26 protein-coding genes are annotated in these 26,980 nt (G+C 73.4%); 13 read left to right on the top strand and 13 right to left on the bottom strand.

Features of this window, described 5'->3' with window-relative positions; all coding sequences use genetic code 11:
- Positions 1-13 precede the first annotated feature (13 nt).
- Positions 14-820, top strand: coding sequence for a polysaccharide deacetylase family protein (locus ACZ3KP_RS27810; RefSeq protein WP_467502549.1), 807 nt, complete (start codon positions 14-16; stop codon positions 818-820).
- On the opposite strand, the gene ACZ3KP_RS27805 is transcribed toward ACZ3KP_RS27810, so the two are convergent.
- Positions 799-1,956 (bottom strand): MGDG synthase family glycosyltransferase, encoded by a 1,158-nt coding sequence (locus ACZ3KP_RS27805; RefSeq protein ID WP_467502547.1) that lies wholly within the window; start codon positions 1,954-1,956, stop codon positions 799-801. The two genes, ACZ3KP_RS27810 and ACZ3KP_RS27805, sit on opposite strands and share 22 nt — an antisense overlap.
- A 282-nt stretch (positions 1,957-2,238) precedes the next feature.
- On the opposite strand from ACZ3KP_RS27805, the gene ACZ3KP_RS27800 reads away from it, so the two are divergent.
- Together ACZ3KP_RS27800 and ACZ3KP_RS27795 are read left to right on the top strand one after the other, a co-directional pair.
- A complete protein-coding gene (locus ACZ3KP_RS27800) occupies positions 2,239-3,087 on the top strand; it encodes an SDR family NAD(P)-dependent oxidoreductase (protein WP_467502545.1) in 849 nt (282 codons plus the stop codon).
- A 7-nt stretch (positions 3,088-3,094) separates the two neighbouring features.
- Entirely contained in the window at positions 3,095-4,066 is a 972-nt protein-coding gene (locus ACZ3KP_RS27795; protein ID WP_467502543.1) for a DMT family transporter, read from the top strand.
- Positions 4,067-4,142: 76 nt separating this feature from the next.
- On the opposite strand, the gene ACZ3KP_RS27790 is transcribed toward ACZ3KP_RS27795, so the two are convergent.
- Positions 4,143-5,015: a DMT family transporter gene (locus ACZ3KP_RS27790; protein ID WP_467502541.1), complete on the bottom strand. Its 873-nt coding sequence runs from the start codon at positions 5,013-5,015 to the stop codon at positions 4,143-4,145.
- A 205-nt stretch (positions 5,016-5,220) separates the two neighbouring features.
- Positions 5,221-6,216, bottom strand: a complete 996-nt coding sequence (locus ACZ3KP_RS27785) for a YihY/virulence factor BrkB family protein (RefSeq protein ID WP_467502539.1) — start codon at positions 6,214-6,216, stop codon at positions 5,221-5,223.
- A gap of 230 nt (positions 6,217-6,446) precedes the next feature.
- Here ACZ3KP_RS27785 and ACZ3KP_RS27780 point away from each other — a divergent pair, with 230 nt between their 5' ends.
- Both ACZ3KP_RS27780 and ACZ3KP_RS27775 read left to right on the top strand, forming a co-directional pair.
- Positions 6,447-7,598, top strand: a complete 1,152-nt coding sequence (locus ACZ3KP_RS27780; RefSeq protein WP_467502537.1) for an MFS transporter — start codon at positions 6,447-6,449, stop codon at positions 7,596-7,598.
- A gap of 174 nt (positions 7,599-7,772) precedes the next feature.
- Positions 7,773-8,507: a maleylpyruvate isomerase family mycothiol-dependent enzyme gene (locus ACZ3KP_RS27775; protein ID WP_467502535.1), complete on the top strand. Its 735-nt coding sequence runs from the start codon at positions 7,773-7,775 to the stop codon at positions 8,505-8,507.
- A 9-nt stretch (positions 8,508-8,516) separates the two neighbouring features.
- Here the strand turns inward: ACZ3KP_RS27775 and ACZ3KP_RS27770 are convergent, their stop codons facing one another.
- Complete coding sequence (locus tag ACZ3KP_RS27770; protein WP_467502533.1) at positions 8,517-8,909, bottom strand: MarR family winged helix-turn-helix transcriptional regulator; 393 nt, start codon at positions 8,907-8,909, stop codon at positions 8,517-8,519.
- 86 nt (positions 8,910-8,995) lie between these two features.
- Here ACZ3KP_RS27770 and ACZ3KP_RS27765 point away from each other — a divergent pair, with 86 nt between their 5' ends.
- Both ACZ3KP_RS27765 and ACZ3KP_RS27760 read left to right on the top strand, forming a co-directional pair.
- The gene (locus ACZ3KP_RS27765; protein WP_467502531.1) at positions 8,996-10,483 is read left to right on the top strand and encodes an MFS transporter; all 1,488 of its coding nucleotides are present in this window, start codon (positions 8,996-8,998) and stop codon (positions 10,481-10,483) included.
- A 72-nt stretch (positions 10,484-10,555) separates the two neighbouring features.
- Positions 10,556-10,843: a DUF6332 family protein gene (locus ACZ3KP_RS27760; RefSeq protein ID WP_467502529.1), complete on the top strand. Its 288-nt coding sequence runs from the start codon at positions 10,556-10,558 to the stop codon at positions 10,841-10,843.
- Positions 10,844-11,106: 263 nt separating this feature from the next.
- On the opposite strand, the gene ACZ3KP_RS27755 is transcribed toward ACZ3KP_RS27760, so the two are convergent.
- Positions 11,107-11,799 (bottom strand): TetR/AcrR family transcriptional regulator, encoded by a 693-nt coding sequence (locus ACZ3KP_RS27755; protein ID WP_467502527.1) that lies wholly within the window; start codon positions 11,797-11,799, stop codon positions 11,107-11,109.
- 211 nt (positions 11,800-12,010) lie between these two features.
- Between ACZ3KP_RS27755 and ACZ3KP_RS27750 the strand changes: the two genes are divergently transcribed.
- A complete protein-coding gene (locus tag ACZ3KP_RS27750) occupies positions 12,011-13,132 on the top strand; it encodes a medium chain dehydrogenase/reductase family protein (RefSeq protein ID WP_467502525.1) in 1,122 nt (373 codons plus the stop codon).
- Positions 13,133-13,176: 44 nt separating this feature from the next.
- Here the strand turns inward: ACZ3KP_RS27750 and ACZ3KP_RS27745 are convergent, their stop codons facing one another.
- Both ACZ3KP_RS27745 and ACZ3KP_RS27740 read right to left on the bottom strand, forming a co-directional pair.
- Entirely contained in the window at positions 13,177-14,418 is a 1,242-nt protein-coding gene (locus tag ACZ3KP_RS27745) for a GDSL-type esterase/lipase family protein (RefSeq protein WP_467502524.1), read from the bottom strand.
- Positions 14,419-14,452: 34 nt separating this feature from the next.
- Positions 14,453-15,025: a TetR/AcrR family transcriptional regulator gene (locus tag ACZ3KP_RS27740; protein ID WP_467502522.1), complete on the bottom strand. Its 573-nt coding sequence runs from the start codon at positions 15,023-15,025 to the stop codon at positions 14,453-14,455.
- A 74-nt stretch (positions 15,026-15,099) separates the two neighbouring features.
- Here ACZ3KP_RS27740 and ACZ3KP_RS27735 point away from each other — a divergent pair, with 74 nt between their 5' ends.
- The gene (locus ACZ3KP_RS27735) at positions 15,100-15,591 is read left to right on the top strand and encodes an FBP domain-containing protein (RefSeq protein WP_358973510.1); all 492 of its coding nucleotides are present in this window, start codon (positions 15,100-15,102) and stop codon (positions 15,589-15,591) included.
- A gap of 55 nt (positions 15,592-15,646) precedes the next feature.
- Here ACZ3KP_RS27735 and ACZ3KP_RS27730 read toward each other — a convergent pair whose 3' ends face one another.
- On the bottom strand, positions 15,647-16,339 hold the full coding sequence (locus ACZ3KP_RS27730; RefSeq protein WP_467502520.1) for a TetR/AcrR family transcriptional regulator: 693 nt from the start codon (positions 16,337-16,339) through the stop codon (positions 15,647-15,649).
- Positions 16,340-16,543: 204 nt separating this feature from the next.
- Here ACZ3KP_RS27730 and ACZ3KP_RS27725 point away from each other — a divergent pair, with 204 nt between their 5' ends.
- Positions 16,544-17,017 carry a nitroreductase/quinone reductase family protein gene (locus tag ACZ3KP_RS27725; protein WP_467502518.1) on the top strand — a complete coding sequence of 158 codons (474 nt, stop codon included), beginning with the start codon at positions 16,544-16,546 and terminating at the stop codon, positions 17,015-17,017.
- Here ACZ3KP_RS27725 and ACZ3KP_RS27720 read toward each other — a convergent pair.
- Positions 17,007-18,302, bottom strand: coding sequence for a geranylgeranyl reductase family protein (locus ACZ3KP_RS27720; protein WP_467502516.1), 1,296 nt, complete (start codon positions 18,300-18,302; stop codon positions 17,007-17,009). The genes ACZ3KP_RS27725 and ACZ3KP_RS27720 overlap by 11 nt on opposite strands.
- A gap of 198 nt (positions 18,303-18,500) precedes the next feature.
- Between ACZ3KP_RS27720 and ACZ3KP_RS27715 the strand changes: the two genes are divergently transcribed.
- The gene (locus tag ACZ3KP_RS27715; RefSeq protein WP_467502514.1) at positions 18,501-19,856 is read left to right on the top strand and encodes a M20/M25/M40 family metallo-hydrolase; all 1,356 of its coding nucleotides are present in this window, start codon (positions 18,501-18,503) and stop codon (positions 19,854-19,856) included.
- Between the two features lie 204 nt (positions 19,857-20,060).
- On the opposite strand, the gene ACZ3KP_RS27710 is transcribed toward ACZ3KP_RS27715, so the two are convergent.
- The 3 genes from ACZ3KP_RS27710 to ACZ3KP_RS27700 form a co-directional block, all read right to left on the bottom strand.
- Positions 20,061-21,101, bottom strand: coding sequence for an NUDIX hydrolase (locus ACZ3KP_RS27710; protein WP_467502512.1), 1,041 nt, complete (start codon positions 21,099-21,101; stop codon positions 20,061-20,063).
- Positions 21,102-21,258: 157 nt separating this feature from the next.
- The gene (locus tag ACZ3KP_RS27705; RefSeq protein ID WP_132887456.1) at positions 21,259-21,450 is read right to left on the bottom strand and encodes a hypothetical protein; all 192 of its coding nucleotides are present in this window, start codon (positions 21,448-21,450) and stop codon (positions 21,259-21,261) included.
- A 274-nt stretch (positions 21,451-21,724) separates the two neighbouring features.
- On the bottom strand, positions 21,725-22,678 hold the full coding sequence (locus ACZ3KP_RS27700; protein ID WP_467502510.1) for an ROK family protein: 954 nt from the start codon (positions 22,676-22,678) through the stop codon (positions 21,725-21,727).
- 249 nt (positions 22,679-22,927) lie between these two features.
- Here ACZ3KP_RS27700 and ACZ3KP_RS27695 point away from each other — a divergent pair, with 249 nt between their 5' ends.
- Together ACZ3KP_RS27695 and ACZ3KP_RS27690 are read left to right on the top strand one after the other, a co-directional pair.
- Complete coding sequence (locus tag ACZ3KP_RS27695) at positions 22,928-23,977, top strand: LacI family DNA-binding transcriptional regulator (RefSeq protein ID WP_467502508.1); 1,050 nt, start codon at positions 22,928-22,930, stop codon at positions 23,975-23,977.
- 7 nt (positions 23,978-23,984) lie between these two features.
- On the top strand, positions 23,985-24,782 hold the full coding sequence (locus ACZ3KP_RS27690; protein WP_467502506.1) for a hypothetical protein: 798 nt from the start codon (positions 23,985-23,987) through the stop codon (positions 24,780-24,782).
- Here the strand turns inward: ACZ3KP_RS27690 and ACZ3KP_RS27685 are convergent.
- Positions 24,728-26,833: a serine/threonine-protein kinase gene (locus ACZ3KP_RS27685; RefSeq protein ID WP_467502505.1), complete on the bottom strand. Its 2,106-nt coding sequence runs from the start codon at positions 26,831-26,833 to the stop codon at positions 24,728-24,730. The two genes, ACZ3KP_RS27690 and ACZ3KP_RS27685, sit on opposite strands and share 55 nt — an antisense overlap.
- Positions 26,834-26,980 lie beyond the last annotated feature (147 nt).

Raw genomic sequence — 26,980 nt, 5'->3', positions numbered from 1 at the left:
AGGCACGTCGCCGATGCCCCGTCCGACCCGCCCCGCACCCGTTCGCCGCACGTCGGCGAAGATGCTGCTCCCCCTTGTCACCCTGGCGGCGGGCCACATCGGTCCCGCCGCCACCTGGCTCCCCGGTCTGCGGCACCGCTGCTTCCCCGGCCTCGCCGGACAGGGGCGCCCCGACCACATCGCCCTGACCTTCGACGACGGCCCCGATCCCGGATCCACCCCGTACTTCCTCGAAGCCCTGGACGATCTGGGCGTCCGGGCGACCTTCTTCCTGCTGGGCGAGAGCGCGGTGCGGTACCCGGCGCTCGTCCGCGAGACGGCCGAGCGCGGCCACGAGCTCGCGGTCCACGGCTGGACGCACGACCGGCCCTGGCTGCCCGCGCCCGCCCGCGACCGGTCGGAGATCCTGCGCTCCGTGGCGGCGCTGACCGATCTCACGGGCCGGCGTCCGCGCTGGTACCGGCCCCCCTTCGGGATTCTGACATCCGGACGATGGGCGGCCGCGCACCGGGCGGGACTGCGGACGGTGTTGTGGACCGCGTGGGGCGAGGACTGGACGGCCGACGCCACTGCCGTCTCGGTGCGGGCGCGGATCGGAGCCGACCTGCGGCCCGGCGGTACGGTCCTCCTGCACGACTCCGACCGGGTGGCCGCGGCGGGCTGCTGGCGCTCCGCCCTGGGAGCCCTGCCGGAGATCGTGCAGGGCTGCCGCGCGGCCGGGATGACGGTCGGGCCGCTCGCCGAACACCGCCCGGTGCGGCACCGCGGCCGCCTCCGCGCCGGCACGCCGCCCGGTGGTCAGGACGACGAAGGTCCCTGAGACGGTCGGGCGAGCACGCACGCGAGCAGGTCGTCCCGGAACAGCGCACGCCCCGCCGCGACGCGCCGGGCCCGCTCCGGGCCCGGTCCGGTCAGCCGGTCGAGCGAGTCGATGAGGCCGGTCGCGTCGGTAGCGAGGTCGCACAGTCCGAGGGCGGCCATCCGCCGCACCCCCTGCTCACCGTGGCCGGGCAGCGGCCGGTAGGCGACGACGGGCAGGCCGGCGGCCAGCGCCTGGACGGCGGTCTGGCCCGCCGCGTTGTCCACCATCGCGGCGCAGCCGTGCAGCAGTCGTGGCATGTCCGTCACCCAGCCGGGCGCGGTCACACCCGGGATCGCGGCCAGCGCCCGTCGCAACCGCTCGTTGCGTCCACTGAGCACGACCGGACGGAAACCGTGCTCGACGAGCAGCCCGGCCGTGGCCGGCAGGTCCGAGCCCACTCCCCAGGCGCCCGCCGACACCAGCACCGCGGGACGCCCGGTCCCGGGACGTCGCGCGGCGCGTTCGCGCGGGGCGTGCGCCCCGGTTCCCGTCCCGTCGCCGAAGAAGCGCGGGTCCACCACCGGGCCGACCGTCTCCGCCGGTCCGCCGAGCCATCGACGCACCTGACGGGCGGCGTCTTCGGAGACACACAGATGGCGGTCGTTGCCGGGATGCAGCCACTGCCGGTGCACGGCGAAGTCGACGATCATCACGGTGCTGGGCACCCGCAGCACGCCGGTGGCCCGCAGTTCCCCGGTGAGCTGCGCCGCCAGGTGGAAGACCGGCACGACCAGGTCGCAACGGGACCGGCGCACGGACGTCATGAAGGGGTCGGCGGCGAGCCGGGCCAACGGAGCGCCGTTCGGGCGACGGCCGCGTCCGGGCCGGAAGAACAGGTGGTAGAGGGCGCCGTACGCCCATGGCGCGCGCCGGACACAGGTCTCGTAGCACCCGCGCAGGCCCGCGCCGAGGCCGCGGGGCAGCAGGTCGAGCACATCGACGACCTGTGCCTCCCGGCCGGCCGCCCGGGCCCGGCCGGCCAGTTCGGCGGCGACGCTGTCATGCCCGGCGCCCATACTGGCGCTGACCAGAAGCAGCCGTCGGGCTTCCGGCACGGGTCCCGTCTCGTGGCGAGCGGATGCGTGGGCGGCCATGGGTCCTCGGTCGTCAGCGGCGACGTCGCCACGGTGTGGCCGACACCGCGATGAGTGACCCGCGACGGACGGCGCCAAACGCGCTCGGGTGGTCCCCGCCGACCTCATCGACCATGGTGGACATGGTCGTGGTTCCCGTCGCGCGGGGAGGCGGCTCCGTCGGTTCCGCCGTACGGCCGTTTCGAAGTCCTGCGCGGCCCGTACCCCGCGAAGCGACCAGGCCGCCCGGACGCAGGGGCGGTTCCGGTCCCCCACCTGTCCACCAGCGCTGCGAGGCCGTCCATGTCCCACGCCGCCTTCCGAGCCGACCCCACCGCGACGGCCGCGTCCGGGCCGAGCCCGCTGCCGGGCGAGCGGGCGGGCACCGTGCGCAGGACCGCGGCGTTCCGGGGTTCCGCCCTCGTCACGGGTGCGTCGTCCGGTATCGGCGCGGCGGTCGCGCGCCGTCTGGCGGCGGAGGGCGGCTGGCACATGGTCCTCAACGGCCGCGACACGACCCGGCTGGAACGGGTGGCCACGCAGGCGTCGGCCGTGGCCTTCGCCGCGGACCTCACCCGCCCGGACACCGACCGGGAGCTGTGCGACTTCGTCCTCGACCGGGTCGGCAGGCCCGATCTGCTGGTGGCCTGTGCCGGCGTGGGCTGGGCCGGGGACTTCACGGCCATGCCGCGTTCGGCGATCGAGGAGGTCGTCGCGGTGGATCTGCTGGCCACCCTGCACGTCGTACGGCGGCTCGCCCCGCACATGGCCGAGGCGGGCTCCGGACGCATCGTGCTGATCGGCTCCGTGGCGGGCTGTGTCGGAGTGCGCGGGGAGGCCGTGTACTCGGCGGTCAAGGCCGCACTGGGCGTCTTCGCCGACGCCCTGCGGTACGAACTGCGCACCACCGGTGTGGGGGTCAGCCATGTCATCCCCGGCGTGGTGGACACCCCGTTCTTCGCCCGCCGCGGAGTACCCTACCTGCGCTCGTCACCCCGGCCGGTGACCCCCGAACGGGTGGCCGACGCCGTCTGGAGCAGTGTGCGACGCGGCCGGGACGAGGTGTTCGTGCCGGCCTGGCTCCGCCTGCCCGCCCGGGTGCGGGGCCTGTCCCCCGGGCTGTACCGCTCGCTCGCCGCCAGATTCGGATGAGGGGCCGGTGGGAGCGCTCACGGTCGTCCTCGCCCTGCTCGCGGCGTGGTGCAACGCCTCGGCGTCGGTGCTGCAGCGGCGGGCCGCGGCGGAGGACGAGTCCGACAGCCGCCTCGACGCCCGGCAGGCCGTGCGCTGGCTGGCGCGCCTGCTGCGACGGCCGTACTGGCTCGCGGGCGCCGGTCTGCTGGCCCTGGCCAGTGTGTTCCAGGGTTCGGCGCTCGCCACGGGCAGCCTGTCCGTCGTCCAGCCGCTGCTGACCAGCGAGCTGCTGTTCACCCTGGTGGTGGGCAGTGTGGTGTTCCGTCGCCGCCCGGACCGGCGGACGTGGTTCGCGTTCGTCTCCCTCGGGGCCGGGCTGGCTCTCTTCCTCGTCGCGGCCTCGCCCACGGCCGGCCGGACCACGGCGAGCGGCGGCGCCTGGCTCGTGGCCGGCGGAGTGGTGCTCGCCGCGGTGACGGCGCTGGTGCTGGCCGGCCGGCTGGCCCGCGGCGGCCCGCGGGCCGCGCTGTACGGCCTCGCCTCGGCCATGTCGTTCGCGGTGACCGCCGCGCTGATCAAGGAGGTCGTAGGGAGGTTCGGACAGGGCCCGGCGGCGGTGCTCGGGCACTGGTCGCTGTGGGCACTGGCCGTCGCGGGGCTGATCGGTTTCACGCTGCTGCAGGCGGCGTTCCGCGCCGGATCGCTGACGGCGTCCCAGCCCGCCCTCACCCTCGGCGACGCCCTCACCAGTGTCGCCCTGGGCTGGGCACTGTTCGGGGAACGCATCGGGCTGGGGGTGCGGCTGGTGCCCGAGATCATCGGCGTTCTGCTCATCGGGGCGGGCAGCCTCGGCCTGGCAGGCGCGCCGTCGGTCAGCGGCACGTGGGACACGGTCCCCGACGACCCGGCCGAGCCCGGCCACGAACAGCGGCGGAACGGACAGCAGCGGCAGCGGCGGCGGCAGCGTCAGGAGCGTCAGCAGGGCCCCCGGGAGTGACGGGCCGGACCGTGGGGCGCGACGGGCCGGACCGTGGGACGCGGGGGGGGGGTCGACGGCCGCCCGTACCCCTTCCTCACCCCGGCCGCTCCCCCTCCCCCGTGTCCTGTCCCGGCATGGCCGGATGGCGGGCGAGCACGAAGACACCCGTGACGACGGCGACCAGGCCCACCACCTGCCAGGCGAGGGAGGCGCTGTCGGTGTGCAGGCGGTCGCCGAGGAACGCGATGCCACAGGCGATGCCCACGAGCGGTTCGGCGGCCGTGAGGGCCGGCAGGGACATGCGCAACGGTCCGGCTTCGAAGGCACTCTGCACCAGCATCAGACCGGTCACCGCCAGGGCCACCACCGCGTACGGCTCCCAGCGCAGGAGCAGGGCGACCACCCCGCGGGTACCGGCGATGCCGGTGGACACCCGGGTCAGGGCGTCCTGCAGGCCGTAGAGCATGCCCGCCGCCGTGGCCAGCAGCGGCGGTTCCTCGAACAGCGGCAGGTGACGTGCGAAGCCGATCAGGGCGAGGGCCACGCCGATCACCAGGCCGATGACAAGCCACTGCCGGAAGACGCCCGCGGCGGCCGGCCCCGGGGCGGGGCGGCCGGCCAGGGTGAACGCGGCCACTCCCCCGCCGAGCAGCAGGACCCCGGCCCAGCCGGCGGCGCCGAGCCGCTGGCCGCTCAGCCAGCGTGCCAGGGCGAACGCGAAGAGCAGGTTGGTGACGAGCAGGGGCTCCACCTGGGACAGGTTGCCCCGGGCGAGCGCGACGGTGCTCAGCAGCTGTCCGGCCACCATGCATCCGATGCCGCCCAGCCAGAGGCCGCTGTGCGCGAGGTCCCACAGGAGCCGGAAGCGCAGGACGTCGGCGGCGGGCGCCCGTTCGGCGGCGTGCTGCTGGAGTACGAATCCGACACCGAGCAGACATGCGGCGGAGATGCCCAGGACGTAGATCATGAGCGTTACCCGTCAAGTCCCCGTCCGCGTGCCGGACTGGTGCTCGTTTCATGGCGGACGATGGCTCGCCCGTGCCGGGCGCGTCCACGACGTCCCGCCGGATCGACCATACGTGACCAGCGACCCGCGCGCCCGCCGCGCGAGACGGCAAGACCTCCGCGCCGGATGCGCACTCACGCGCCGGCCCCTGCCCGTCGCCCTGCCCTCAGGAGGTGTCCTCGGGCGGTTCTCCGTCCCGCGGCTCGGCATCGGGAGGCGGGCCGGGGCGTTCGTGGGGCGGGGTGTCGAACCGCACCTGGATCTTCTGGAAGCCCTTGAAGGCCTCGGTGGCGGCGTACGACCGGTAGGCGCGGCGGTCCGCCGGGCTCAGGTGCACCCGGTCCGTGAAGGGCGTCAGCAGACTCCGCGGCCACAGCCGCATGACGCGTACGGCGCCGGTCTCGGCCGCCAGCACGAAGATCAGCGCACCCGCGTAGAGCCAGGCGAGCAGCCCGAGGACGATGCCGAACATGCCGTAGGTGGCGGTCGCCCCGCGCAGCACGTGGCTGACGTAGTACGTGCCCGCCCACTGCAGTGCCTGCCAGGCGAAGGCGGCGCCCAGCGCGACGCCGAGCAACGGGCGCGGTGGCAGGGGCCGGTGGGTCAGCAGCCGGTAACTCAGGACGAGCAGCAGGGTGTTGAGGAGTACGGAGCCGAACGTGGCGGCGATCCAGGTGCCGCCGCGCAGCCGCGCACCGAACAGGAACGTCTGCGAGCCCGCCACCGAGAGCAGGGTGAACGCGCACAGCCCGAGCGCCAGGACGAGCAGGAACAGCAGGCCCTTGAGCCGCGAGCGGAAGGGGTCCGGGCGGGCGTGCCGCGGCACCGCCCAGATCTTGTTGAGGGTGTACTGCGCGGCCTGTGCGACGCCCAGCGAGCCGTAGACGGTGCCCGCGATACCCACGGCGAGTGCGGCTCCGCTGCCGTGGAAGGAGTGGATGTTCCTCTCCAACTGGTCGCCGATGACCGGGAACTCGCGCAGCGCCGAGTCCAGGACCCGCTGCCGCAGGGCCGGGTCGCCGCTGAGGAAGGTGCTCAGGACGGCGACGAGGATCAGGAGCAGCGGGAAGAGGGAGAGGAAGCCGTAGTAGGTGAGCAGGGCGGCGAGGTAGGCGGCCTGGTCGTCGTAGAACTTGTACAGGACGGCGAGCGACAGTCCCACCCAGCGATGACGTCTCTGGAAGCGGTCAGCGCGCTCGAGAAGTCTCATGGCCCGTCATGCCCACACGGCATCTGTCCTTCCCGGAGTCCCGCCCGTTCGCTCGCGTGCCCGTCGGGTACCCGCGCCGGCCGGCCCCACGCGGCCCGGATCCGGCAGCCTTGCCGGGGTGTCCCGTCCTCACCTAGCCTGAATTTGTGCCGCTGATAAACAAAACCCGAACGAGCACCGTCGTGCCGGGTAGCCCCCTCGCCCTCACCCGGCTGCGGATCGCCCTGACCGCCTTCTTCGCCATGGACGGCTTCGTCTTCGCCGGCTGGGTGGTCCGGATCCCCGACATCAAGCACCAGACCCATGCCTCGGTCGGCGCGCTGGGGCTCGCGCTGCTCGGCGTCTCGGCCGGTGCGGTGATCACCATGACGCTCACGGGCAGGCTGTGCCGCCGGTACGGGAGCGGGCCGGTGACGATCGTCTGTGCCGTCCTGCTCTGCCTGAGTGTCGCGCTGCCCCCGCTGACCCACTCGGCAGCGGCCCTCGGTGCGGTCCTGCTCGTCTTCGGCGCCGCTTACGGCGGACTGAACGTCGCCTTCAACAGCGCCGCGGTCGACCTCGTCGCCGCCCTGCGCCGCCCGATCATGCCCACCTTCCACGCGGCGTTCAGCCTCGGCGGCATGATCGGCGCCGGGCTCGGCGGCCTGGTCGCCGCATCCCTGAGCCCCGCGCGCCACCTGCTCGCCCTCACCGTGACCGGCCTGCTGGTCACGGCGGTCGCCGGCCGGGTGCTGCTGCGTCACGACATCCCCGTCCCCCACGCCGAGGAGCGGGCCGGCGCCACGCCGGGCCGCCCGGACGGCCGGACGCGCCGACTGGTCCTCGTCTTCGGCCTGATCGCCCTGTGCACGGCGTACGGGGAGGGCGCGATGGCCGACTGGGGCGCCCTGCACCTGCGGCAGGACCTGGGCGCGTCCGCGGGGCTCGCCGCCGCCGGTTACACGTGTTTCGCGCTGGCCATGACGGTGGGGCGGGCGAGCGGGACGACGCTGCTCGAGCGGCTCGGGCGGTCCAGGACCGTGGTGTTCGGGGGCGGTACGGCCGCGGCCGGCATGCTCCTCGGCTCTCTCGCGCCGTGGGTGTGGGCCGCCCTGCTCGGCTTCGCGATCACGGGCCTGGGGCTGGCCAACCTGTTCCCGGTGGCGGTGGAGCGGGCCGGTGCGCTGGCAGGTCCGTCGGGCGTGGCGACGGCGTCCACCCTGGGCTACGGCGGCATGCTCCTCGGCCCGCCGGCGATCGGTTTCGTGGCGGACTGGACCTCCCTGCCGACGGCCCTGACGAGCGTGGCGCTGCTGGCGGCGGTGGCGACGCTGATCGGCGCGGCGTCCAGGTGAGCGGAACCCGCGCGCGAGCGGAGCACTCCGCCCAGTCGGGCGGCTCCGGCTCCCGTACCCGGTGGGCGTCGGGGCGTCGCTGTGCACGGCCGTGCCGGCAGGCGGGCCGCCGGCCGTGCGTGGACGATGGAATCCTGTTGCGTCGGCGCCCGCGTCGTCGTGCAGACTCACGGCATGGAGACTGCCGAGTTCCTTGAGACCCTGGACCGGGAAGGCCGTTCGCTGGCCGCGGCCGCCGAGGCGGCGGGGCCCGACGCCAAGGTGCCGACCTGCCCGGACTGGCAGGTGCGCGACCTGCTGCGGCACACGGGTACGGTCCACCGGTGGGCCGCCGGTGTCGTCGCCGAGGCACACCCCGAACCCCGCCCCATACCGGGCCCGCCCGACCTCGACGGCACTGAACTGATCGCCTGGTACCGAGACGGCCACCGCAGGCTCGTCGGAACCCTGGCCGACGCACCGGCCGACCTGACCTGCTGGACCTTCCACCCGGCCCCCGTCCCCTCACCGCTGGCCTTCTGGACCCGCAGGCAGGCCCACGAGACAACCGTCCACCGGTACGACGCCGAGTCCGCGCGCGGTGGCCCGGTGTCCCCCGTCGCCACCGGCTTCGCGGTCGACGGCATCGACGAACTGCTGCGCGGCTTCCACGCCCGTGCGCGCAGCCGCGTCCGCACCGAGACCCCGCGGGTGCTGCGGGTGCGCGCCGTGGACGCGGAGGCGGTGTGGACCGTACGGCTGACGGCCGAGCCCCCGGTCGCGGAGCCCGGTGAGTCCGGCCCGGCGGAGGCCGAACTGGCGGGTCCGGCAGACGAGTTGTACCTGGCGTTGTGGAACCGCGTGCCGGTGCCGCAGGTGACCGGCGATCCCGAACTGGCCCAGCTGTGGCGGACGAACTCCGGTATCTGACCGCCGGGTTCAGCCGACCAGCAACCGGCTGAGCACCGCGCGCTGCATGGGCAGCACCTCACCGTGCAGCGCGCGCCCCTTCCCCGTGAGCGCCACCCGCACCCCTCGCCGGTCCTCCGGGCACATGGCCCGCTCGACCAGGCCGTCCTTCTCCAGCCGGGCGACCAGCCGGGACAGCGCGCTCTGACTGAGATGCACCCGCTCGGCAATCTCCTGAACCCGGTAACTGCAGCCGCCGTCGGCCGCCGGACCGTCGGAGAGCAGGTCGAGGACCTCGAAATCGCTGGCGCACAGTCCGTGGCCGTGCAAGGCACGGTCGAGTTCGCACTGGATTCGAGCGTGCAGGGCCAGGATGTCCCGCCATTGCTCCACGAGCGCCTGCTCGGGCTTCTTCGCCGACATCTCGGCACCGTAGCAGAGAACCAGATTTATTGCACCGTAATTAAATGCGCTTGCATCCAATGCATATGCATGTAGCCTGCCGTGTCATGACCTCTCCGCTCACAGCCCCTGCCGCCGCGCCTTCGGCGGTGCGCTGGACCCCCCGGCTCTGGGGCACGCTGCTGGTGCTCTGCGCAGCGATGTTCCTGGACGCCCTGGACGTGTCCATGGTCGGCGTCGCCCTGCCGTCCATCGGCAACGACCTGCACCTGTCGACCTCGACCCTGCAATGGATCGTCAGCGGCTACATCCTGGGATACGGCGGCCTGCTGCTGCTCGGCGGCCGCACCGCGGACCTGCTCGGGCGGCGCCAGGTGTTCCTCGTGGCGCTCGGCGTGTTCGCGCTCGCCTCCCTGCTCGGCGGCCTCGTCGACTCGGGCCCACTGCTGATCGCCAGCCGCTTCATCAAGGGCCTCAGCGCGGCCTTCACCGCCCCGGCCGGCCTCTCGATCATCACGACCACCTTCCCGGAGGGCCCGTTGCGCAACCGCGCCCTCTCCATCTACACCACCTGTGCGGCCACCGGCTTCTCCATGGGCCTGGTGCTCTCCGGCCTGCTCACCGAGGCCAGCTGGCGCTTCACCATGCTGCTGCCCGCGCCCATCGCCCTGATCGCACTGCTCGCCGGCCTGCGGCTGCTGCCGCGCAGCTCCCGCGAACGCGACCACAACGGCTACGACGTCCCCGGCGCGGTCCTCGGCACCGCCTCGATGCTGCTGCTGGTGTTCACCGTGGTGGAGGCCCCGCGAGCGGGCTGGGCCTCGGCCCGCACCCTGCTGTCGTTCCTCGCGGTCGCCGTCCTGCTCACCGTGTTCGTCCGGGTCGAACGCCGCTCCCCCGGCCCGCTCGTCCGCCTCGGCGTGCTGCGCGCCGGCAACCAGGTCCGCGCACAGCTCGGCGCCGTCGCCTTCTTCGGCTCGTACGTCGGCTTCCAGTTCCTGACCACCCTGTACATGCAGTCCCTGCTGGGCTGGTCCGCGCTGCACACGGCGCTGGCCTTCCTGCCGGCCGGCGCCCTGGTGGCGGTCTCCTCGACCAAGGTCGGCGCGATCGTGGACCGCTTCGGCACCCCGCGGCTGATCGCGGCGGGCTTCGCGTTCATGGTCCTCGGCTACGCCCTGTTCCTGCGCATCGACCTGGACCCGGGCTACGCGGCGGTGATCCTGCCGTCCATGCTGCTGATCGGCGCGGCCTGCGCCCTGGTCTTCCCCTCGCTCAACATCCAGGCCACCAACGGCGTCGACGACCACGAGCAGGGCATGGTCTCCGGACTCCTCAATACCTCCGTCCAGGTGGGCGGTGCGATCTTCCTGGCGATCGTGACCGCCGTGGTCACCGCCGGGACCCCCGCCCACGCCACCCCGCAGGCGGTGCTCGACAGCTACCGGCCGGGCTTCGTGGTGGTCGCCTGCGTGGCCCTCGCCGGGCTGCTGATCACACTCACGGGGCTGCGCGCCAAGCGCCCGCAGGGGACCGTCGTGATCGCCAAGTCCACCTCCCCGGAGGCGGAGCGGGTGCCCGCCGCCCGCGACTGACCGCGCCGCCCTCAAGTCGACGCCCGGCGGAGCCTGTTGCTCCGCCGGGCGCACGGCTGTGAGACTGGCGGGATGACCAGTCACGGGGTACGACGCGGCCAGGCCGAACGGGACGCGATCACCGTCGAGATCGGATACGCCCTGTTCAGCGCGGCGTTCGCGGCAGCACTCGGCTTCGGAGCGGTGGCCGGCCCCGCCCTGCTGTTCGATCTGCCCGCCGGTGTCGAGCAGGCGCTGCGGCCCGCGGGCACGGTGGCGGCCGTGCTGCTCTTCACCGCCCGGGTGGTGAGCGTGCTCGTGCGTTTCCGGCGGGCCGGTCAGCCCGTCCGGCCACGCCGCGCCCGGCCCGACGGATCATAGGCCAGGAACACCGGCGGGACCCGGGCGTGTGGGTTGGGTCGCGCGGGCCCGGTCGCGCGGGCCCGGTCGCGCGGGCCCGGTCGCGCGGGCCCGGTCGCGCGGGCCCGGTCGCGCGGGCCCGGCGTGAGCGTCGGCCCGGTGTGAGCGTCGGCCCGGCGAGGTGGTCAGGCGTACCGCCGGAGAGGAGGCCGAGGCCCGCGGCCGACGGCCGGCCGGTCGGCGGTGCGACCGGGGTCAGGGCCACGGGAGAAAGGGGCCCGGGGTCAGCGGCCGGGCGTCAGCTCCGCCAGCTCCGCTTCGAACAGCCGCTCCACGTCGAAGCCCATGCCCGTGAAGTGCCCGGCGAGTTCCAGCGAGAGCACCCCGTGCAGCCGGGTCCAGAAGGCCAACGCCCGGCGCAGCACTCCCGGCGGTGCGGCATGGCCTTCGGCCCACTGGCGGTGCTGGCTGAGATGCGCGGTGAAACCCGCGGAGGCCGGCGACGGCGCCTCCAACCCGGCCGCCGCACAGACGTCGAGCAGGGCCGCCATGATCTCGCGGGCGATGGCGGTGGTGTCGTCGGGCGCGTGATATCCGGGCACCGGTGTGCCGTACACGAGGAAGTACCGCTGGGGGTCGTCCAGCGCCCACCGGCGCAGGGCGTGCGCGAGCCCATGGAGGCCGGCCCCGGAGTCGGCGGCGGCGCGCAACGAGTCGGCCAGACTGCGATAGGCGTCCCGGATCAGCTCGGTGATCAGTTCGTCGCGACTGCCGAAGTAACGGTAGAGGGCCGGGCCGCTCATGCCGAGTTCCTTGGCGATGGCGTTCAGAGACAGACCTGAGGCGCCCGACCTGGCCAGCTGCTCCCAGGCGCGCCCCTTGATGTCCGATCGCACCTGAGCCCGGTAGCGCTCCCGGGGGCTCACCGCACCCGCGCCCGCATCCGCGCCTGCGCCTGCGTCCGCACCAGTCGCCATGTCCGTCACTCTCCGTCCTCGATCCGGGGGTTTCGGGTACTCAGATTTGTTTCAACCTATCACTTTCGGCACGCCCTCTAGCGTTCACGACGGCAATCCCGATCGCGATAGCTTGACACTGGCGCGAGTATCGATCACTTTAGTTATAGCTTCTAACGCAAGCGTCAGGCTCTCACGAGAGCACGTAAACACGTGAACACGGAGGATCGTCATGGCAACCGCAGCAACTCCCGGAGCCGCCGGAACCACCTGCAGCACCCGGCTCGTCGAGGTCGTCCTGCCCGGCACGGTGGAGCCCGAGGAGCTCCAGCTCCGGCACCGCGAGGTCCCGGCGCCGGGCCCCGGCCAGATCGTCGTCCGTGTGGAGGCCACCGGGGTCTCCTTCGCCGAGCAGCAGATGCGCCGCGGCCGCTACTACGACCAGCCGCCCTTCCCCTTCGTCCCCGGCTACGACCTGGTCGGCAACGTGGAAACGGCCGGCGCGGGTGTCACACCGGAGCTGGTCGGCGCGCGGGTGGCGGCACTGGTCAAGGTCGGCGGCTGGGCCAGTCACGTGCTGCTCGACGCGGCCGACGCCGTGGTGGTGCCGGCCGGGGTCGGCGCGGCGGAGGCGGAGACGCTGGTCGTCAACGGCATCACCGCCTGGCAGATGCTCCACCGCAAGGCCCGCGTGCGCACCGGCGGGACGATCCTGGTGCACGGCGCCAACGGCGGGGTCGGCACCGTACTCGTCCAGCTCGCCCGCGCGGCGGGGCTGCGGGTGATCGGGACGGCTTCGCCCCGCCACCACGACGCGCTGCGGGGCCTGGGAGTGACGCCGGTCGACTACCGCGACGAGGACGTCCCGGCCCGGGTGCGCGAACTGGCCCCCGGCGGTGTCGACGCCGTCTTCGACCACCTCGGTGGCCGCAGCGTCGTCGACTCCTGGGGGCTCCTCGCGCCGGGCGGCACCCTCGTCTCCTACGGCAGCGCCACCACCAGGGACGACACCGGCTCCAAGCAGTGGCCGGTCCTGAAGATCCTCGGCCGGGTGTGGCTGTGGAACGCGTTGCCCAACGGCCGGCACGCCTACTTCTTCAACGTCTGGGCGGGCCGCGCGTTCGGCAAGCGCCGCTTCCGGGCCCGGCTGGGCGCGGACCTCACCGAGGTGTTCCAGGCTTTCCGGCGTGGCGAGGTCAGCGCGCACATCGCGGCCAGGCTGCCCCTGACCAGGGCCGCCGAGGCGCTGCGGCTCGCCGAGTCGGGGACGGTCGCCGGCAAGGTGGTCCTGGTCCCGGACACCGGCGACGGCCCGGACACCGGCGACGGCCCGACCGCCGACCCGGTTCGGTGAACGCCGGCGGCACGGTGGCGGTGGTCGGTCCGGCGAACGCCGGCTCAGTGGCCGCCCGGGCCCGCTCCACCGTCCACGCGCGCTCCACCGTCCAGGCCCGCCTCGCCGTCCGCGAAGGCGCCCGAGTCCGCGAAGGCCAGTGCGGCGAAGCGTTCGCCGATGAGGCGGTGGGTGGCCGCGTCGGGGTGGAGTCGGTCGGGTAGCGGGAGTTCGATGGAGTCGGCCTCGCCGTAGAGGGCGCGGCCGTCCAGGTAGTGGATATCCGGGTCGTCGGCCGCGCGCTGGGCCACGATCCGGGCCAGCTCGTCCCGGATGACGTGCAGGGTGAGCTTGCCGGCGGCCCGCTCGGCCGGGTCGCCGGCGGCCGTGAAGGTGAGCCGGCCCTCACCGAAGGCGCTCAGGTCCATGGCGGTAGGGCCGGGGGTGTCCTCGTGGATGGGGCACAGGATCGGCGAGACCACCAGCAGTGGGGTGGTGGGGTGCCCCTCGCGGACGGTGTCGAGGAAGCCGTGCACGGCGGGGCCGAAGGCCCGCAGCCGCATCAGGTCGGCGTTGACGACGTTGATGCCCAGTTTCAGGCTGATCAGGTCGGCCGGGGTGTCCCGGATGGCGCGGGCGGTGAACGGGTCGAGCAGCGCGCTGCCGCCCAGCCCCAGGTTCACCAGCTCCACCCCACCGAGCGCGGCGGCGAGCGCCGGCCAGATCGCGGTGGGGCTCGCCGCGTCGGAGCCGTGGCTGATGGAGCTCCCGTGGTGCAGCCAGGTTCTGCGGCCGCGGTCGGGTACGGCGGCGATCGGGGCGTCGGTGCGCAGCGCGACCAGTTCGGTGGTCTCGTTGTGCGGCAGCCAGATCTCCACGTCCTTCGCCCGCCCGGGCAGGCCCGTGAAGCGGAGGGTGCCGACCGGGCCGGGGCGCACCTCCGCCGTTCCGGCGGCCATGTCGACGAGCTGGACCTTGCCGCCGGTCACCATGCCCTGACCGGCCAGGGTGCCGTCGACGAGGAGGTCGTACACACCGTCCGGGCGGGGCGGGGCGCCGACGTAGCGGCGCTTGGTCGGCAGGGTGTCCAGCTCCACCGCGGTGGCGCGGGTGCGGAACACCAGTCGTACGCCGGAGGGCTGGGCCTCGACCATGGCGAGCTGCGGGTCGGCGCACTGGGCGCGGGCCCGGGCCGGGAGTCGGTGGGGCAGGACGCCGTGCTCGGTGCGTTCCAGGTCGAGGGCGCCGCGCAACAGGTCGGCGGTGACGGGGGTGGTGATCCAGGACTGGTCGTGGTCGGTGTTCATTGCCTCTGCTTGCCTGTCGGAAGGGGCGGGTCGGTCAGGTCGGCGCGGGCCAGTTGCGCAGCAGGGCGTCCAGGGCGTCCAGGATGCGGGTCCAGGACTGCTGGCTGTCGGGGGCGCTGTGGCTGAAGCCGCCGCCGAGCTCCAGGTCGACGTAGCCGTGGAAGACGCTGCCGAGCATGCGGACGGCGTGCGTCTGGTCCGGTTCGGTCAGGTCGTAGCCGCGCAGGATCGCCCGGGTCATCTGCGCGTGCCGGACACCTGCGCTGTCGGCCGCCGTCTGCGCGTCGAGGCGCAGCCGGGCCGCCGCGTAGCGGCCGGGGTGGGCCCGGGCGTAGTCGCGGTAGACGTCGGCGAACGCGAGGAGGGCGTCCTTCCCGGCCCGCCCGGCGAGCGCCTCGGCGGCCAGGTCGGCCATCTCCTCCAGCGCCAGCAGGGCGATCCTCGTCCGGAGGTCCTGGGAGCTCTTGACGTGCGAGTACAGGCTGGCGACCTTCACGTCGAACCGTCTGGCCAGCGCCGAGACGGTCACCTGGTCGAAGCCGACCTCGTCGGCCAGTTCGGCTCCGGCCCGGACCAGTCGTTCCGGAGTCAGTCCCGCTCGCGCCACCGCCGCTCCTCCACTCCACGCCTGAGCCGATTATGTATTTGCCTAATACCTTTAGGCAAATTAGCTTGCGGTGTATGAGACAGCTGAGTGAGCAAGAGATCCGCGGCGCGTTCGTGAACTGCACGAAGGGCGCCGCGAAGCGCCTGAGTGTCCCGCACGACCTGGACGGGCAGCCGTGGGCCGACCTGGACTACTTCGGCTGGCGGGATCCACAGGCACCCGACCGCGCCTACCTGGTGACCGAACTGGACGGCCGCACTCTGGCCGTGGCCCTGCGCTGCCCGAGCCCGTCCTCCTGGACGACCCGGCGCAGCATGTGCAGGATCTGCCTGACCACGCACACCGGGGGCGTCTCGCTGATGGTCGCCGCGAAGGCGGGGAAGGCCGGGCAGCAGGGCAACTCCGTGGGCGCCTACCTCTGCTCCGACCTCGCCTGTTCGCTGTACGTGCGGGGCAAGCGGGACGCGGGCGTCGGCGGGCGCATACCGGAGTCGCTCACTCTGGAGGAGAAGATCGAACGGACCGTGACCAATCTCGCCGCGTTCCTCGCCAAGGTGACGGCCTGAGCCTGGACACGCAGGGCCGGCGCCCGGAAGCGCGAGGCCCGAGCCGGGACGACCGCTACGGGTAGACCAGCCCCACTCCGTGGGCCAGCTGGGCGGCCGCGTGCCGGAAGAAGCGGTCCCGCTCCTCCACGACGCCCTTGAACTGCCCGAACACTTCGAACCCCACCAACCCGAACAGCTGCGCCCAGGCCGCGGCCATGGCGACGGCCACCTCCGGCGGGAGGCCGGGCACCAGTTCGTCGGCCATCCGCCGGGCCTCGGGGGCGAGCTCGGCGGGTACGGGCGTACGGGCCAGACCGCGTCGTTCGAACGCGTCCCGCAGGATGCCGATCAGCACCAGGGCGACCCGGGCGGCGGACGGGATCGTCGTCTCCGGCGCCGAGTAGCCGGGCACCGGCGAGCCGTAGATCAGCGCGTACTCGTGCGGGTGCGCCAGCGCCCAGCGGCGCACCGCCTCGCAGACGGCGACCCAGCGCTGGGCCGGAGCGACGTCGTGGGCAGTGGCGCGCGCGGCTTCCGCGGCCTCGCCCAGGGAGTCGTAGGCATCGATGATCAGAGCGGTGAGCAGGTCGTCGCGACTGGGGAAGTAGCGGTAGAGCGCCGAGGAGACCATACCGAGCTCGCGTGCGACGGCCCGCAGGGACAGCTTCGCCGCACCCTCGGCCGCGAGCTGTCTGCGCGCCTCGTCCTTGATGGCGGTGGTGACTTCCATCCTGGCTCGCGCACGGGCGCCCTGTGGGGTGGTCATGGGGATCAGTTTGCCATGGCTCAGAGCAGTGCACACGTTTTGGAGCAGTGTTCGCATACCAGTGCACCGCCCACAGAACAGAGCAGCGCCCGCAAGTCAGTGCGCCGCTCAAAAAAGAGAGCACTGCTCTTGCCAGGGAGCACTGCTCACCCCCACACTGATGTCAAGCGAGAGCACCGCTCTCTCAGTCCAGTGGGGGTCACGATGTCGTCGTCACAGTCACAGCCGTCGTCCGAGCCGTACTACGTCGAGGCCAACCCGATGGCCGTCCGGATGAACAGCCTCGTCGGCTGGCTGGCCCGGCACGGGATCAGCTTCGCCGGCAGCGCGGAGCTGTCCGTGCGCGGCCGCAAGAGTGGCCGGATGCAGCGCGTCCCGGTCAACCCGCACACGTACGACGGCACCCAGTACCTGGTCTCGGCGCGCGGCAACTCCCAGTGGGTGCGGAACATGCGCGTGGCCGGCGGCGGGGAGCTTCGCGTCGGCCGGAAGGTGCGCGAGTTCACCGTGGCGGAGCTTCCCGACGCCGAGAAGCTGCCGGTGCTGCGCACCTACCTGGAGAGGTGGGGCTGGGAGGTCAAGCAGTACTTTCCCGGGGTGACGGCCGCATCCTCCGACGCGGAACTCCTCGCGGCCGGTGCCGACCACCCCGTCTTCCGGATCAGCGTCACGAAGTGACGGCGTCCTCGTCGGCCGTGTGCTCCGCGGCCTGCTGGTCCTCGGACGTGGCCTTGGCCGCCGACGACGGGTCGAAGGCCGTGAGGGCGCGCTGGGCCAGCGGATGCGAGCGGACGAGTTCACCCAGGGAGGTCCGGCCCTGGGTGATCTCCTTGAACGCCCGCCAGGCCGGCCGGAACCCGGTCAACGCGGCGTGGAACAGGCCGGGACGGCGCTCGAACACGGCGAGCATGCTCTTGCCGACGCTCATCTCGACGCCGAGGCCCGCCTTGATGGCGAAGGCATAGTTCAGCGCCTGGCGTCGGGTGTCCACGGCGTCATGGGCCTCGGCGATCCGCACCGCCCACTCCCCCGCGAGCCGCCCCGAGCGCAGTGCGAAGGAGATGCCCTCGCGGGTCCACGGCTCCAGAAGCCCCGCCGCGTCGCCGCACACGAGCACCCGGCCCCGGGACAGCGGCGAGTCGTCGGCGCGGCAGCGGGTCAAGTGGCCCGAGGAGATGCTCGGTTCGAAACCGGCCAGGCCGAGCCGGGCGATGAAGTCCTCCAAGTAGCGCTTGGTGGCCGCGCCTTCGCCGCGCGCCGAGATCACCCCGACGGTCAGCGTGTCGTCCTTGGGGAAGACCCAGCCGTAACTGCCCGGCATCGGGCCCCAGTCGATGAGGACCCGGCCCCGCCAGTCCTCGGCGACCGTCTCCGGCACCGGGATCTCCACCTCCAGGCCGAGGTCCACCTGGTCGACCTTCACCCCGACGTGCGCCCCTATCCTGCTGGCGCTGCCGTCGGCGCCGACCACCGCGCGGGCCAGCAGGGTCTCGCCGCCCTGGAGGACGACGGCGACCGTGCGCCGGTCCGGTACGGCCGAGCCGTGCTGCTCGACCCGCTGCACGGCGGCCCCGGTACGCAGTTCGGCGCCCGCCTTCTGGGCGTGCTCGACCAGTTGCTGGTCGAACTCGGGCCGGTTGATCAGCCCGAACATCATCTGCTTGGAGCGGCGGGTGCGGGTGAACCGTCCGTTGTTGGAGAAGGTGACCGCGTGCACCCGGTCCTTGAGGGGCAGCTCGAAGCCGGGCGGCAGCGCGTCGCGGGAGGGACCGATGATGCCCCCGCCGCAGGTCTTGTACCGGGGCAGTTCGGCCTTCTCCAGCAACAGCACGCGCCGTCCCGCGACCGCCGCCGCGTAGGCGGCCGAGGCGCCCGCGGGTCCCGCGCCCACCACGACGACGTCCCACACCCGCTGCGCGTCGTCCGCCTGCACGTCGTCCGCCGAAGAATTCTCGCCGCTCACGATGGTCCGCCGCTCCGATCAAGCCGTAGAAGCCGTATCAAGCCGTATCAAGCCGTGGGCCGGGCCCCGTCGGTCCCTCTCCGTGGGCCGACACCTGTCACCCGTCCCCCCGCATCCTACGGCGGAGATCGCCGCAGGCCACTGTGGGAGGATCGGTGGACACACCAGTTCAACGTCGCACCCACGAGGAGCGTGCCCATGTCGTCCAATCCGGTCGCCGAGACCGTCGCCGCCCTGCTGCCCAGGGCGAAGGCGGAGCTCGCCGAGCTGGTGGCCTTCAAGTCGGTCGCGGACTTCACCCAGTTCCCGAAGAGCGAGAGCGAGGGGGCCGCGACCTGGGTGGCCGACGCGCTGCGCGCCGAGGACTTCCGGGACGTCGCCGTACTGGACACCCCGGACGGTACCCAGTCGGTGTACGGCTACCTGCCGGGTCCGGAGGGTGCCAAAACGGTCCTGCTGTACGCGCACTACGACGTGCAGCCGCCGCTGGACGAGGCCGCCTGGACGAGCCCGCCGTTCGAGCTGACCGAGCGGAACGGCCGCTGGTACGGACGCGGTGCCGCCGACTGCAAGGGCGGCCTGATCATGCACCTGCTGGCGCTGCGGGCGCTGAAGGCGAACGGCGGTGTGCCGGTCCACGTGAAGGTGATCGCCGAGGGTTCCGAGGAGATGGGCACCGGCGGCCTGGAGCGGTACGCCGAGCAGCACCCGGAACTGCTCACGGCGGACACGATCGTCATCGGCGACACGGGCAACTTCCGCGTCGGGCTGCCGACCGTGACCACGACCCTGCGCGGCATGACCCTGGTCCGCGTCCAGATCGACACGCTCCAGGGCAATCTGCACTCCGGGCAGTTCGGCGGCGCCGCCCCGGACGCCCTGGCCGCGCTGATCCGCGTGCTGGACTCGCTGCGCGCCGAGGACGGTTCGACGACGGTCGACGGGCTCGCGCCGGAGTCGCGCTGGGAAGGTCTGGAGTACGACGAGGAGCAGTTCCGCAAGGACGCGAAGGTGCTGGACGGTGTCGGGCTGATCGGTGACGGTTCGGTCGCGGACCGCATCTGGGCCCGTCCGGCGGTCACGGTGCTCGGCATCGACTGCCCGCCGGTCGTCGGCGCCACCCCGTCGGTGCAGGCCGGCGCCCGCGCCCTGGTCAGCCTGCGGGTGCCGCCGGGTGTGGACGCGGCGGAGGCGAGCAAGCTGCTCCAGGCCCATCTGGAGGCGCACACACCGTGGGGCGCGCGGGTGCGGACGGAGCCGGTCGGCCAGGGCCAGCCGTTCCGTGCCGACACCGCGAGCCCGGCCTACCAGGCGATGGCCGACGCGATGAAGGTGGCCTACCCGGGCGAGACCATGCAGTACGCCGGTCAGGGCGGCTCCATCCCGCTGTGCAACACCCTCGCGAGCCTCTACCCGCAGGCGGAGATCCTGCTCATCGGCCTGAGCGAGCCGGAGGCACAGATCCACGCGGTCGACGAGAGCGTGTCCCCCGAGGAGTTGGAGCGGCTGTCGGTGGCGGAGGCGCTCTTCCTGCGCAACTACGCGGCGGGCTGAATCGCTCTGCCGACGGCAGTGGACCCCCGTCTCCGGACGGGGGTCCACTACGGCGTCGGGGCCGTCGGCGGACCGGGGTTCGGCGCATGGCGGGAGTCGCCCGCGGCTGCCCCGCGAACTTGGGGCAGCGGGTGCGGAGGCGGCAGCCGCCGGGCGGCCGGACCGTGTTCGGGGCGTCGCCCTGGACGGAGACGTCAGGTGGGGTCAACCGACCGGGACGCCGGCCTCCAGATAGAGCGCGGCACCGCGCTCACGGGCCCGCAGCGCCCAGCGCAGTCGTTCGTAGCGCACCGGCGGCAGCAGTTCGGCGGCCTCCTGCTCGGTGACGAAACGCCAGTCGCGCAGTTCGGGCCCGGGCAGCACCAGCCGGGCCGCCTCGGCGGAGTCCAGCCTGCCGCCGTCGAAGAGCAGCCGCAGTCCGCCGTAGCGGGGCGGCGTGGGCCGCTCCCAGTCGATGACCAGCAGGCCGGGCGTCTCCTCCAGCCGTATCCCGGTCTCCTCATGGACCTCGCGGACACCCGCCTGCGCGGGAGCCTCGCCGGGCTCGACGACGCCGCCGGGGAACTCCCAGCCGGCCTTGTAGGTGGGGTCGACGAGGAGGACGCGGTCGTGTTCGTCGAAGAGCAGGACGCCTGCGGCCACGGTCTCGGCGGTGGGTTCGGGCGTCTGTACGATGTCGCAGACCGCGGCGTCGCCCCGGTCCACCGCCGCCGCGATCAGCACCGCCGCCTCGTACGGCGTGAGTTCGCCGGTGTCGACGAGATGGGCGTCGGCGCTGATCCAGGAGGCGAGGGCGGCGCGGTAGGGCTCGATCCGGTCGTACGACCACTGGCGGACCCGCATCTCGCCGTCGGGGAGGTCGGGCGGGATCTCCCGCCCGGCTATTCGCTCACGCAGGATCGTTTCGGCCGGTGCGAGGCACACGTGGCGGACAGGTATTCGGCGGGCGGCGAGGCCGCCGAAGATCTCGTCCCGGTACTCCTGGCGCAGCAACGTCATCGGAACCACCAGGGTTCCGCCCAGCTCGGCGAGGATCGCGGCCGCCGTGTCGATCACCAGCCGGCGCCAGATCGGCAGGTCCTGGAAGTCACCGGCCTCGGCGAGGCGCTTGGCCGGCAGCAGGTGCGTCAGCGCCGCGCCGATGACCTCGGGGTCGAAGAGCGTGCTGTTCGGGATCAGTTCGATCAGTTCACGTGCGGTGGTGGTCTTCCCCGCACCGAACGCGCCGTTGACCCAGACGATCACGGACTCCCCCTCTTCTGTTCGGCCCCCTGTTCGGCCCCCTGTGGCTTGCCCGCTCCACACTGCCACGGAAACCAGTTCCCGTTGAGGGCGCGCATGACGCAGTGCCGGTGTCCCTCCGCGGAACACCGGCACCCCTGTTCGCCCCTGTGGCGCCGGGCTACTCCTGCCCCAGGAAATCCGGGTCGACGTGGAAGCTGTCCTGGCTCACCCCGGGGTCGACGTGTTCCAGGGTGTCCGAGACGTTCAGGTCGCCGAGCGATCCGTTGTCGGCCGAGTGGGACGGAGTGATGGCGGCCACGACGAATCCGGTGGCCAGGCTGGCGATGGCGAGCATGCTGCGCTTCTTCATGCCCGTTTCAACTGCGCGCGGCGCGAGGAGTCACGGGCGGCCCCGCGAGCGGAGCAACGAGCAACCGGCGGCGGCACGCGTCACGGGCCGAACGATCTCCACCGAACTCTTTCCAACAGAGTCGACCAGATCCTACCGTAACCGCGCAGAATGATCAGGCGTCGCAGATTGATGAGGCGTCGCAGGATGATCAGGCGTCACCGAGCAGCCCGGTCGGCCGGACCTGAACCCCGGCCGACCGGGCTCGACGCCGCCACCCGGCGCCGCCGGCGGCTCAGACCCCGGCCGCGGTCGCGTCCGGCCTGCGGGCCAGTGCGGCAGCGGCGGCACCCACCAGGCCGGCGTCCGTGCCCATCTGGGCGGGCACGACGGTGAGGCGCTGGACGAAGGAGAGCGTGGCGTAGTCGGTGAGCGCCTTGCGCAGCGGCGTGAGGAGGATGTCCCCCGCCTTGCCCACTCCCCCGCCGATGACCGCGATGTCGATCTCGACCAGGGTCGCGGTGGCCGCGATCCCCGCCGCCAGCGCCTGCGCGGCCCGCTCGAACGACGCCACGGCGACCGGGTCGCCGGCCCGGGCCGCGGCCGCCACGGCCGCCGCCGAGGTGTCACCGTCGGGACCGGGCCGCCAGCCGCCCTCGAGCGCGCGGCGGGCGATGTTCGGGCCGCTCGCGATCCGTTCGACACAGCCACGGGATCCGCAGGGGCAGGGGTCGCCGTCGAGGTCGACACTGATGTGGCCGATGTGGCCGGCGTTGCCCGTGGGCCCCGGGTGCAGCTTGCCGCCGAGCACCAGGCCGCCGCCGACCCCCGTCGACACCACCATGCACAGGGCGTTGTCGTGGCCGCGGGCCGCGCCCTGCCAGTGTTCGGCGGCCGTGATGGCGACACCGTCGCCGATCAGCTCGACCGGCAGCCCCCCGGCGGCCGCGCGCACCCGCTCGACGAGCGGATAGTCCCGCCAGCCCGGCACGTTGACCGGGCTCACGGTGCCGGCGGAGGCGTCCACCGGCCCCGCGCTGCCGATCCCGAGCGAACCGGCCCGCTCCCACAGAGGTGAAGCGGCGAGTTCGCCGACCACCTCCTCGACGGCCCCCATGACCGTCTCGCCGTCCTGCTGGGCGGGCGTCGGGCGCTGGGCCCGCGCCTGGATCCGTCCGTGGCCGTCCACCAGCGCGCCGGCGATCTTGGTGCCGCCGATGTCGAGGGACGCCACGAGGTCGGTGTGCATCAGAGTCAGATCTCCCCGTCAACCATGAGTAGCCGAGTAAAGAACAGGCCGGTCAAGCGGTGGGGGCGCAGGCCGGAGATTGCGGTGGACAGTCTCCCTTGCATCTGACAACGTTGTCCAGGCTCTATGCTCGACGCCACATCCTCATACAAACGCATGAGCTTGTGTATCCCTGATACAAACCTTGAGCCAGGACACCGACCCGTGAGCCCCGTGCCTCCCGTGGACGACAGGACAGGACGCCGTATCGTGCCCGAGACCTCCCGCCGCGCAGACCGTCTTCCCGGCTCCCGCTATGGGACCCGGCCGACGATGAAGGACGTGGCGGCGCGGGCCGGCGTGGGACTGAAGACGGTGTCCCGGGTGGTCAACGGCGAGCCCGGGGTGACCCCGGACACCGAGCGTCGGGTCCAGGAGGCGATCGACGCGCTCGGCTTCCGGCGCAACGACAGCGCGCGGGTGCTGCGCAAGGGCCGTACCGCGAGCATCGGTCTCGTCCTGGAGGACCTCGCCGACCCCTTCTACGGCCCGCTGAGCCGCGCGGTGGAGGAAGTGGCCCGCGCGCACGGGGCCTTGCTCATCAACGGCTCCAGCGCCGAGGACCCGGACCGCGAGCAGGAGCTGGCCCTCGCGCTGTGCGCGCGCCGGGTGGACGGCCTGGTGGTGATCCCCGCCGGGGACGACCACCGGTACCTGGAACCGGAGATCAGGGCGGGCGTGGCGACGGTGTTCGTGGACCGTCCGGCCGGGAAGATCGACGCCGACGTGGTGCTCTCCGACAACTACGGCGGCGCCCGGGACGGGGTCGCCCATCTGATCGCGCACGGCCACCGGCGGATCGGGTTCATCGGGGACATGCCCCGGATCCACACCGCGGCCGAGCGGCTGCGCGGTTACCGGGCCGCGATGGAGGACGCCGGCATACCCGTCGAGGAGGCGTGGACCTCGCTCGGGGTGACGGATCCGGAGCGGGTGCGCCGGGCCGCCGAGGAGATGCTGTCCGGGCCCGCCCCGGTCACCGCGGTCTTCGCGGGCAACAACCGGGTGACGGTCACCGTGATCCGGGTACTGGCGGAACTGTCCCGCCCGGTCGCCCTCATCGGCTTCGACGACATCGAGCTCGCCGATCTGCTGCGTCCCGGGATCACGGTCGTGGCCCAGGACTCGGCCCTGCTCGGCCGGACCGCCGCCGAGCGGCTCTTCCGCCAGCTGGACGGTACGCTCCTGGCGCCCGAGCGGATCGAGCTGCCGACCAGGTTGATCACCCGCGGCTCGGGCGAGCTGCCCCCGGCGGACTGAGCCGCGCATGACGGGCCCCACGCTCGTGGAACTCGGCCTCGACAGGGCGCCGCGCGACCATCCGCTGAGCTACCCCGGCAGCTGGCCGGCGGACTCCGGACTCCTCGACGGCGACCGGCTGTTGCCGCTGGACCGGCTGGTGCACGACGACGGCCGGGTGCCGGTGCTCGCGGTCGGCTCCAACGCCTGCCCCGCCCAACTCCAGCACAAGATGGCCGAGTTCGGGGTCGCCGGACCGATTCCCATGGTGCGTGCCTGGGTGACCGGCCTCGCGGTGGGCGTCTCCGCGCACGTCAGCCGCCTCGGCTACGTCTCGGCGTCGCCATTCCGATCCACCGCGGCGGTAAGCGAGTTGTTCGTCGTGTGGCTGGACGGACGGCAGCTGGAGGTGATCGACGCGAGCGAGGGCGTGCCGCTGCCGGACGGCAACTTCGAACGGGCCTGGCTGCCCGCCCCGGCCGTTCGCGTCGGCCTCGCGGACGGCACATCACTCCCGGGCGTCCACGCCTACGTCAACCGCCACGGCGTACTGCACGACGGCACCGGCGCTCCCCGGCATCACCCCGGCCAGCGCCCTCTGCTCACCGAACTCCTCGCCGGTTCGGCCGAGTTGCGGGAGCTGTTCGGGAGCACGCCCGAGGAGTTCTGCGCCCGGGCGCGGTCCGACTCCGCGTTGTGCCGACGGGGTACCCGGCTGTTCGCCGAGCGGAGCTGGTCGGTGGCGTCGGGCCTGGAGCGGTATGTGGACGTTCAGCAGACGGGGAGTCCGGGGAGCGGCTCGTCGTTGTCGCCGCCCTCGATGTAGACGTCGCTGATGTACACGCCGGTGTTGCCGCTGTCGTCGTCGGTCTCGGCCCACCAGACGTTCGTCCACCGGCCGTGCGTCGCGCGGCGGCCGAGGTCGGCCTGGCAGGAGAACGCGTGGGAGCCCGGATGGACCTTGCCGACCACGTCGCCCGAGGAGGAGTAGGACTTGGCGGCGCTCCGGACCTCGCAGGTGTAGGTGCCGCTCCCGGTGGCCTGGCAGGCCGGGGTGACCGTGGCGGAGGGGGTGGAGGTGGCGGCCGCGGTGCCCGCGCTCTCCGAGGGGCCGGGGCCGGAGGCGTTCGCCGACGGGGCCGAGGCGGACGGGTGGGCCGACGCCTTGCCGTCCTTGGGGTGGAGGGCGCCGCCGGTGGGGGCGGTGGTGGCCTCCTCGCCCTGCCCCACGGGGTCCGGATCGGCCGAGTGCCCGCTTCCGGCACCGCGGACACTCGCCGAGGCTCCGGCCGGGGCCGAGAAGGGCGGGGCCGCGTCCGGCTTCGCCGGGTGCCCCTTGTCGTTCAGGAGGGCGATGGTCAGACCGAGGGTGGCGAGGACGACGGCGACGGCGATCGTGGCGAGCCGTCCGGCCCGGCGGCCCGTCCGACGGTCGCCGCGGCGCCCCGGAGGCGGCGGGGCGGGTCTCGACCGGCCGTCGGGACCGGGGCGCCGCGGCGCGCGCCCTAAGCCACGCGCGGCCCCCTGCCCAGCCGCCTGCCCGTCCACCGCGGGGGCGTCGCCCGGCCACGTCTCGGCCGCCGGACCCCCGCCCGTCCCGGCGTCCCCGACGGGCACGCCGGCCGCCACCACACCACCCTGCCGCCCCTCGACCGCCCCGCCACCGACCACCTGGTCCTCACCCGACCGCCCCTCGGCCACCCCGACGTCGTCCCCCTCGACCTCACCTGACCGCCCCTCGGCCACCCCGACGTCGTCCCCCTCGACCTCACCTGACCGCCCCTCGGCCACCCCACCGCCGACCGACCGCCCCTCGCCCACCCCGACCTCGCCCGAGCGCCCCTCGGTCGCCCCACCGCCGCCTGACCGGCCCTCGGCCGCCCCAGCGCCGACCACCTCGGCCTCACCCACCCCCGGCCCGGCGGGCACCCCCGCTCCGGGCTGCTGGGCAGGCGCGCCGACCGGCGTTCCAAGGGACCCTGGGCGCCCCCGCAGGGCCGTCGTCGGGGTGTCCGGGCCCGGTTCCCGCGCCACCTCCCGCAGCAGTTCGCAGGCCTCCTCGGCGCCCGGTCGGGCTTCGGGGCGTTTGGCCATCAGGCGCCGCAGGACGGGGGCGAGCGGTCCGGCCCGGTGGGGTTCCGGGAGGGGCTCGTCGACGATCGCGGTGAGCGTCGAGAAGGTGGACGTACGGCTGAAGGGTGAGGCTCCCTCGACGGCCGCGTAGAGGGCGGCGCCGAGCGCCCAGACGTCGGCGGCCGGGCCGGGATCGGCGCCCCGGGCCCGCTCGGGGGCCATGTAGTCGAGCGAGCCGACGAGTTCGCCGCCGCGGGTCAGATGCGTGGCGGAGCCGTCACCGGGGTCGGCCATGGTGGCGATGCCGAAGTCGGTGAGGACGACCCGGCCCGAACGGTCGAGGAGGATGTTGCCCGGCTTGACGTCCCGGTGCAGGACGCCGACCCGGTGGGCCGCGGCCAGGGCGTCCAGGACCTCGGCGCCGATGCGGGCGGCCTCGCGGGGGCCCACGGTGCCGCGCTCGCGCAGCACGTCGTCCAGAGAGGGTCCGTCGACCAGTTCCATGACGATGAGCGGCCGGCCCTCGACCTGGGTGATGTCGTGCACCACGATCACCGCGGGATGGCGCACCCGGGCGGCCGCCCGTGCCTCACGCTGCATCCGCAGCCGCAGGTCGGCCAGTTCGGGCCCCGCGCTGTCCGTGTAGGCACGCAGTTCCTTGACGGCGACCTCGCGGCCGAGAACCTCGTCCAGGGCGCGCCACACCACACCCATGCCGCCGCGCCCGAGCCGGGCCACGACCCGGTACCGCCCGGCCAGCAGGCGACCGGTCCCGTCAGCCTGTCCGTACGTACCCGACACCACAGCCCCGCTCCTGACACTCCGTGAATGGCGCACCAGAGTACGGGGCGGTGACAGGGACGGTTCAAGTGGCCCGCGCATGCTGTGACTTGGCCGCTACCTGACCGTGCCACGGCGCTGCCCGACGAGGGTGTGGACCCGGGCGGGGTC

Source organism: Streptomyces sp. NPDC020958, from assembly GCF_055562175.1.
This window is presented reverse-complemented; position numbering and strand designations above follow the sequence as displayed.

Bases quoted from the DNA above. Each gene is read 5' to 3' on its own strand.
- ACZ3KP_RS27810 (WP_467502549.1), top strand. From the start codon at position 14: ATGCCCCGTCCGACCCGCCCCGCACCCGTTCGCCGCACGTCGGCGAAG.
- ACZ3KP_RS27805 (WP_467502547.1), bottom strand. From the start codon at position 1,956: ATGGCCGCCCACGCATCCGCTCGCCACGAGACGGGACCCGTGCCGGAA.
- ACZ3KP_RS27800 (WP_467502545.1), top strand. From the start codon at position 2,239: ATGTCCCACGCCGCCTTCCGAGCCGACCCCACCGCGACGGCCGCGTCC.
- ACZ3KP_RS27790 (WP_467502541.1), bottom strand. From the start codon at position 5,015: ATGATCTACGTCCTGGGCATCTCCGCCGCATGTCTGCTCGGTGTCGGA.
- ACZ3KP_RS27775 (WP_467502535.1), top strand. From the start codon at position 7,773: ATGGAGACTGCCGAGTTCCTTGAGACCCTGGACCGGGAAGGCCGTTCG.
- ACZ3KP_RS27770 (WP_467502533.1), bottom strand. From the start codon at position 8,909: ATGTCGGCGAAGAAGCCCGAGCAGGCGCTCGTGGAGCAATGGCGGGAC.
- ACZ3KP_RS27765 (WP_467502531.1), top strand. From the start codon at position 8,996: ATGACCTCTCCGCTCACAGCCCCTGCCGCCGCGCCTTCGGCGGTGCGC.
- ACZ3KP_RS27760 (WP_467502529.1), top strand. From the start codon at position 10,556: ATGACCAGTCACGGGGTACGACGCGGCCAGGCCGAACGGGACGCGATC.
- ACZ3KP_RS27755 (WP_467502527.1), bottom strand. From the start codon at position 11,799: ATGGCGACTGGTGCGGACGCAGGCGCAGGCGCGGATGCGGGCGCGGGT.
- ACZ3KP_RS27750 (WP_467502525.1), top strand. From the start codon at position 12,011: ATGGCAACCGCAGCAACTCCCGGAGCCGCCGGAACCACCTGCAGCACC.
- ACZ3KP_RS27745 (WP_467502524.1), bottom strand. From the start codon at position 14,418: ATGAACACCGACCACGACCAGTCCTGGATCACCACCCCCGTCACCGCC.
- ACZ3KP_RS27735 (WP_358973510.1), top strand. From the start codon at position 15,100: ATGAGACAGCTGAGTGAGCAAGAGATCCGCGGCGCGTTCGTGAACTGC.
- ACZ3KP_RS27730 (WP_467502520.1), bottom strand. From the start codon at position 16,339: ATGACCACCCCACAGGGCGCCCGTGCGCGAGCCAGGATGGAAGTCACC.
- ACZ3KP_RS27725 (WP_467502518.1), top strand. From the start codon at position 16,544: ATGTCGTCGTCACAGTCACAGCCGTCGTCCGAGCCGTACTACGTCGAG.
- ACZ3KP_RS27715 (WP_467502514.1), top strand. From the start codon at position 18,501: ATGTCGTCCAATCCGGTCGCCGAGACCGTCGCCGCCCTGCTGCCCAGG.
- ACZ3KP_RS27705 (WP_132887456.1), bottom strand. From the start codon at position 21,450: ATGAAGAAGCGCAGCATGCTCGCCATCGCCAGCCTGGCCACCGGATTC.
- ACZ3KP_RS27700 (WP_467502510.1), bottom strand. From the start codon at position 22,678: ATGCACACCGACCTCGTGGCGTCCCTCGACATCGGCGGCACCAAGATC.
- ACZ3KP_RS27690 (WP_467502506.1), top strand. From the start codon at position 23,985: ATGACGGGCCCCACGCTCGTGGAACTCGGCCTCGACAGGGCGCCGCGC.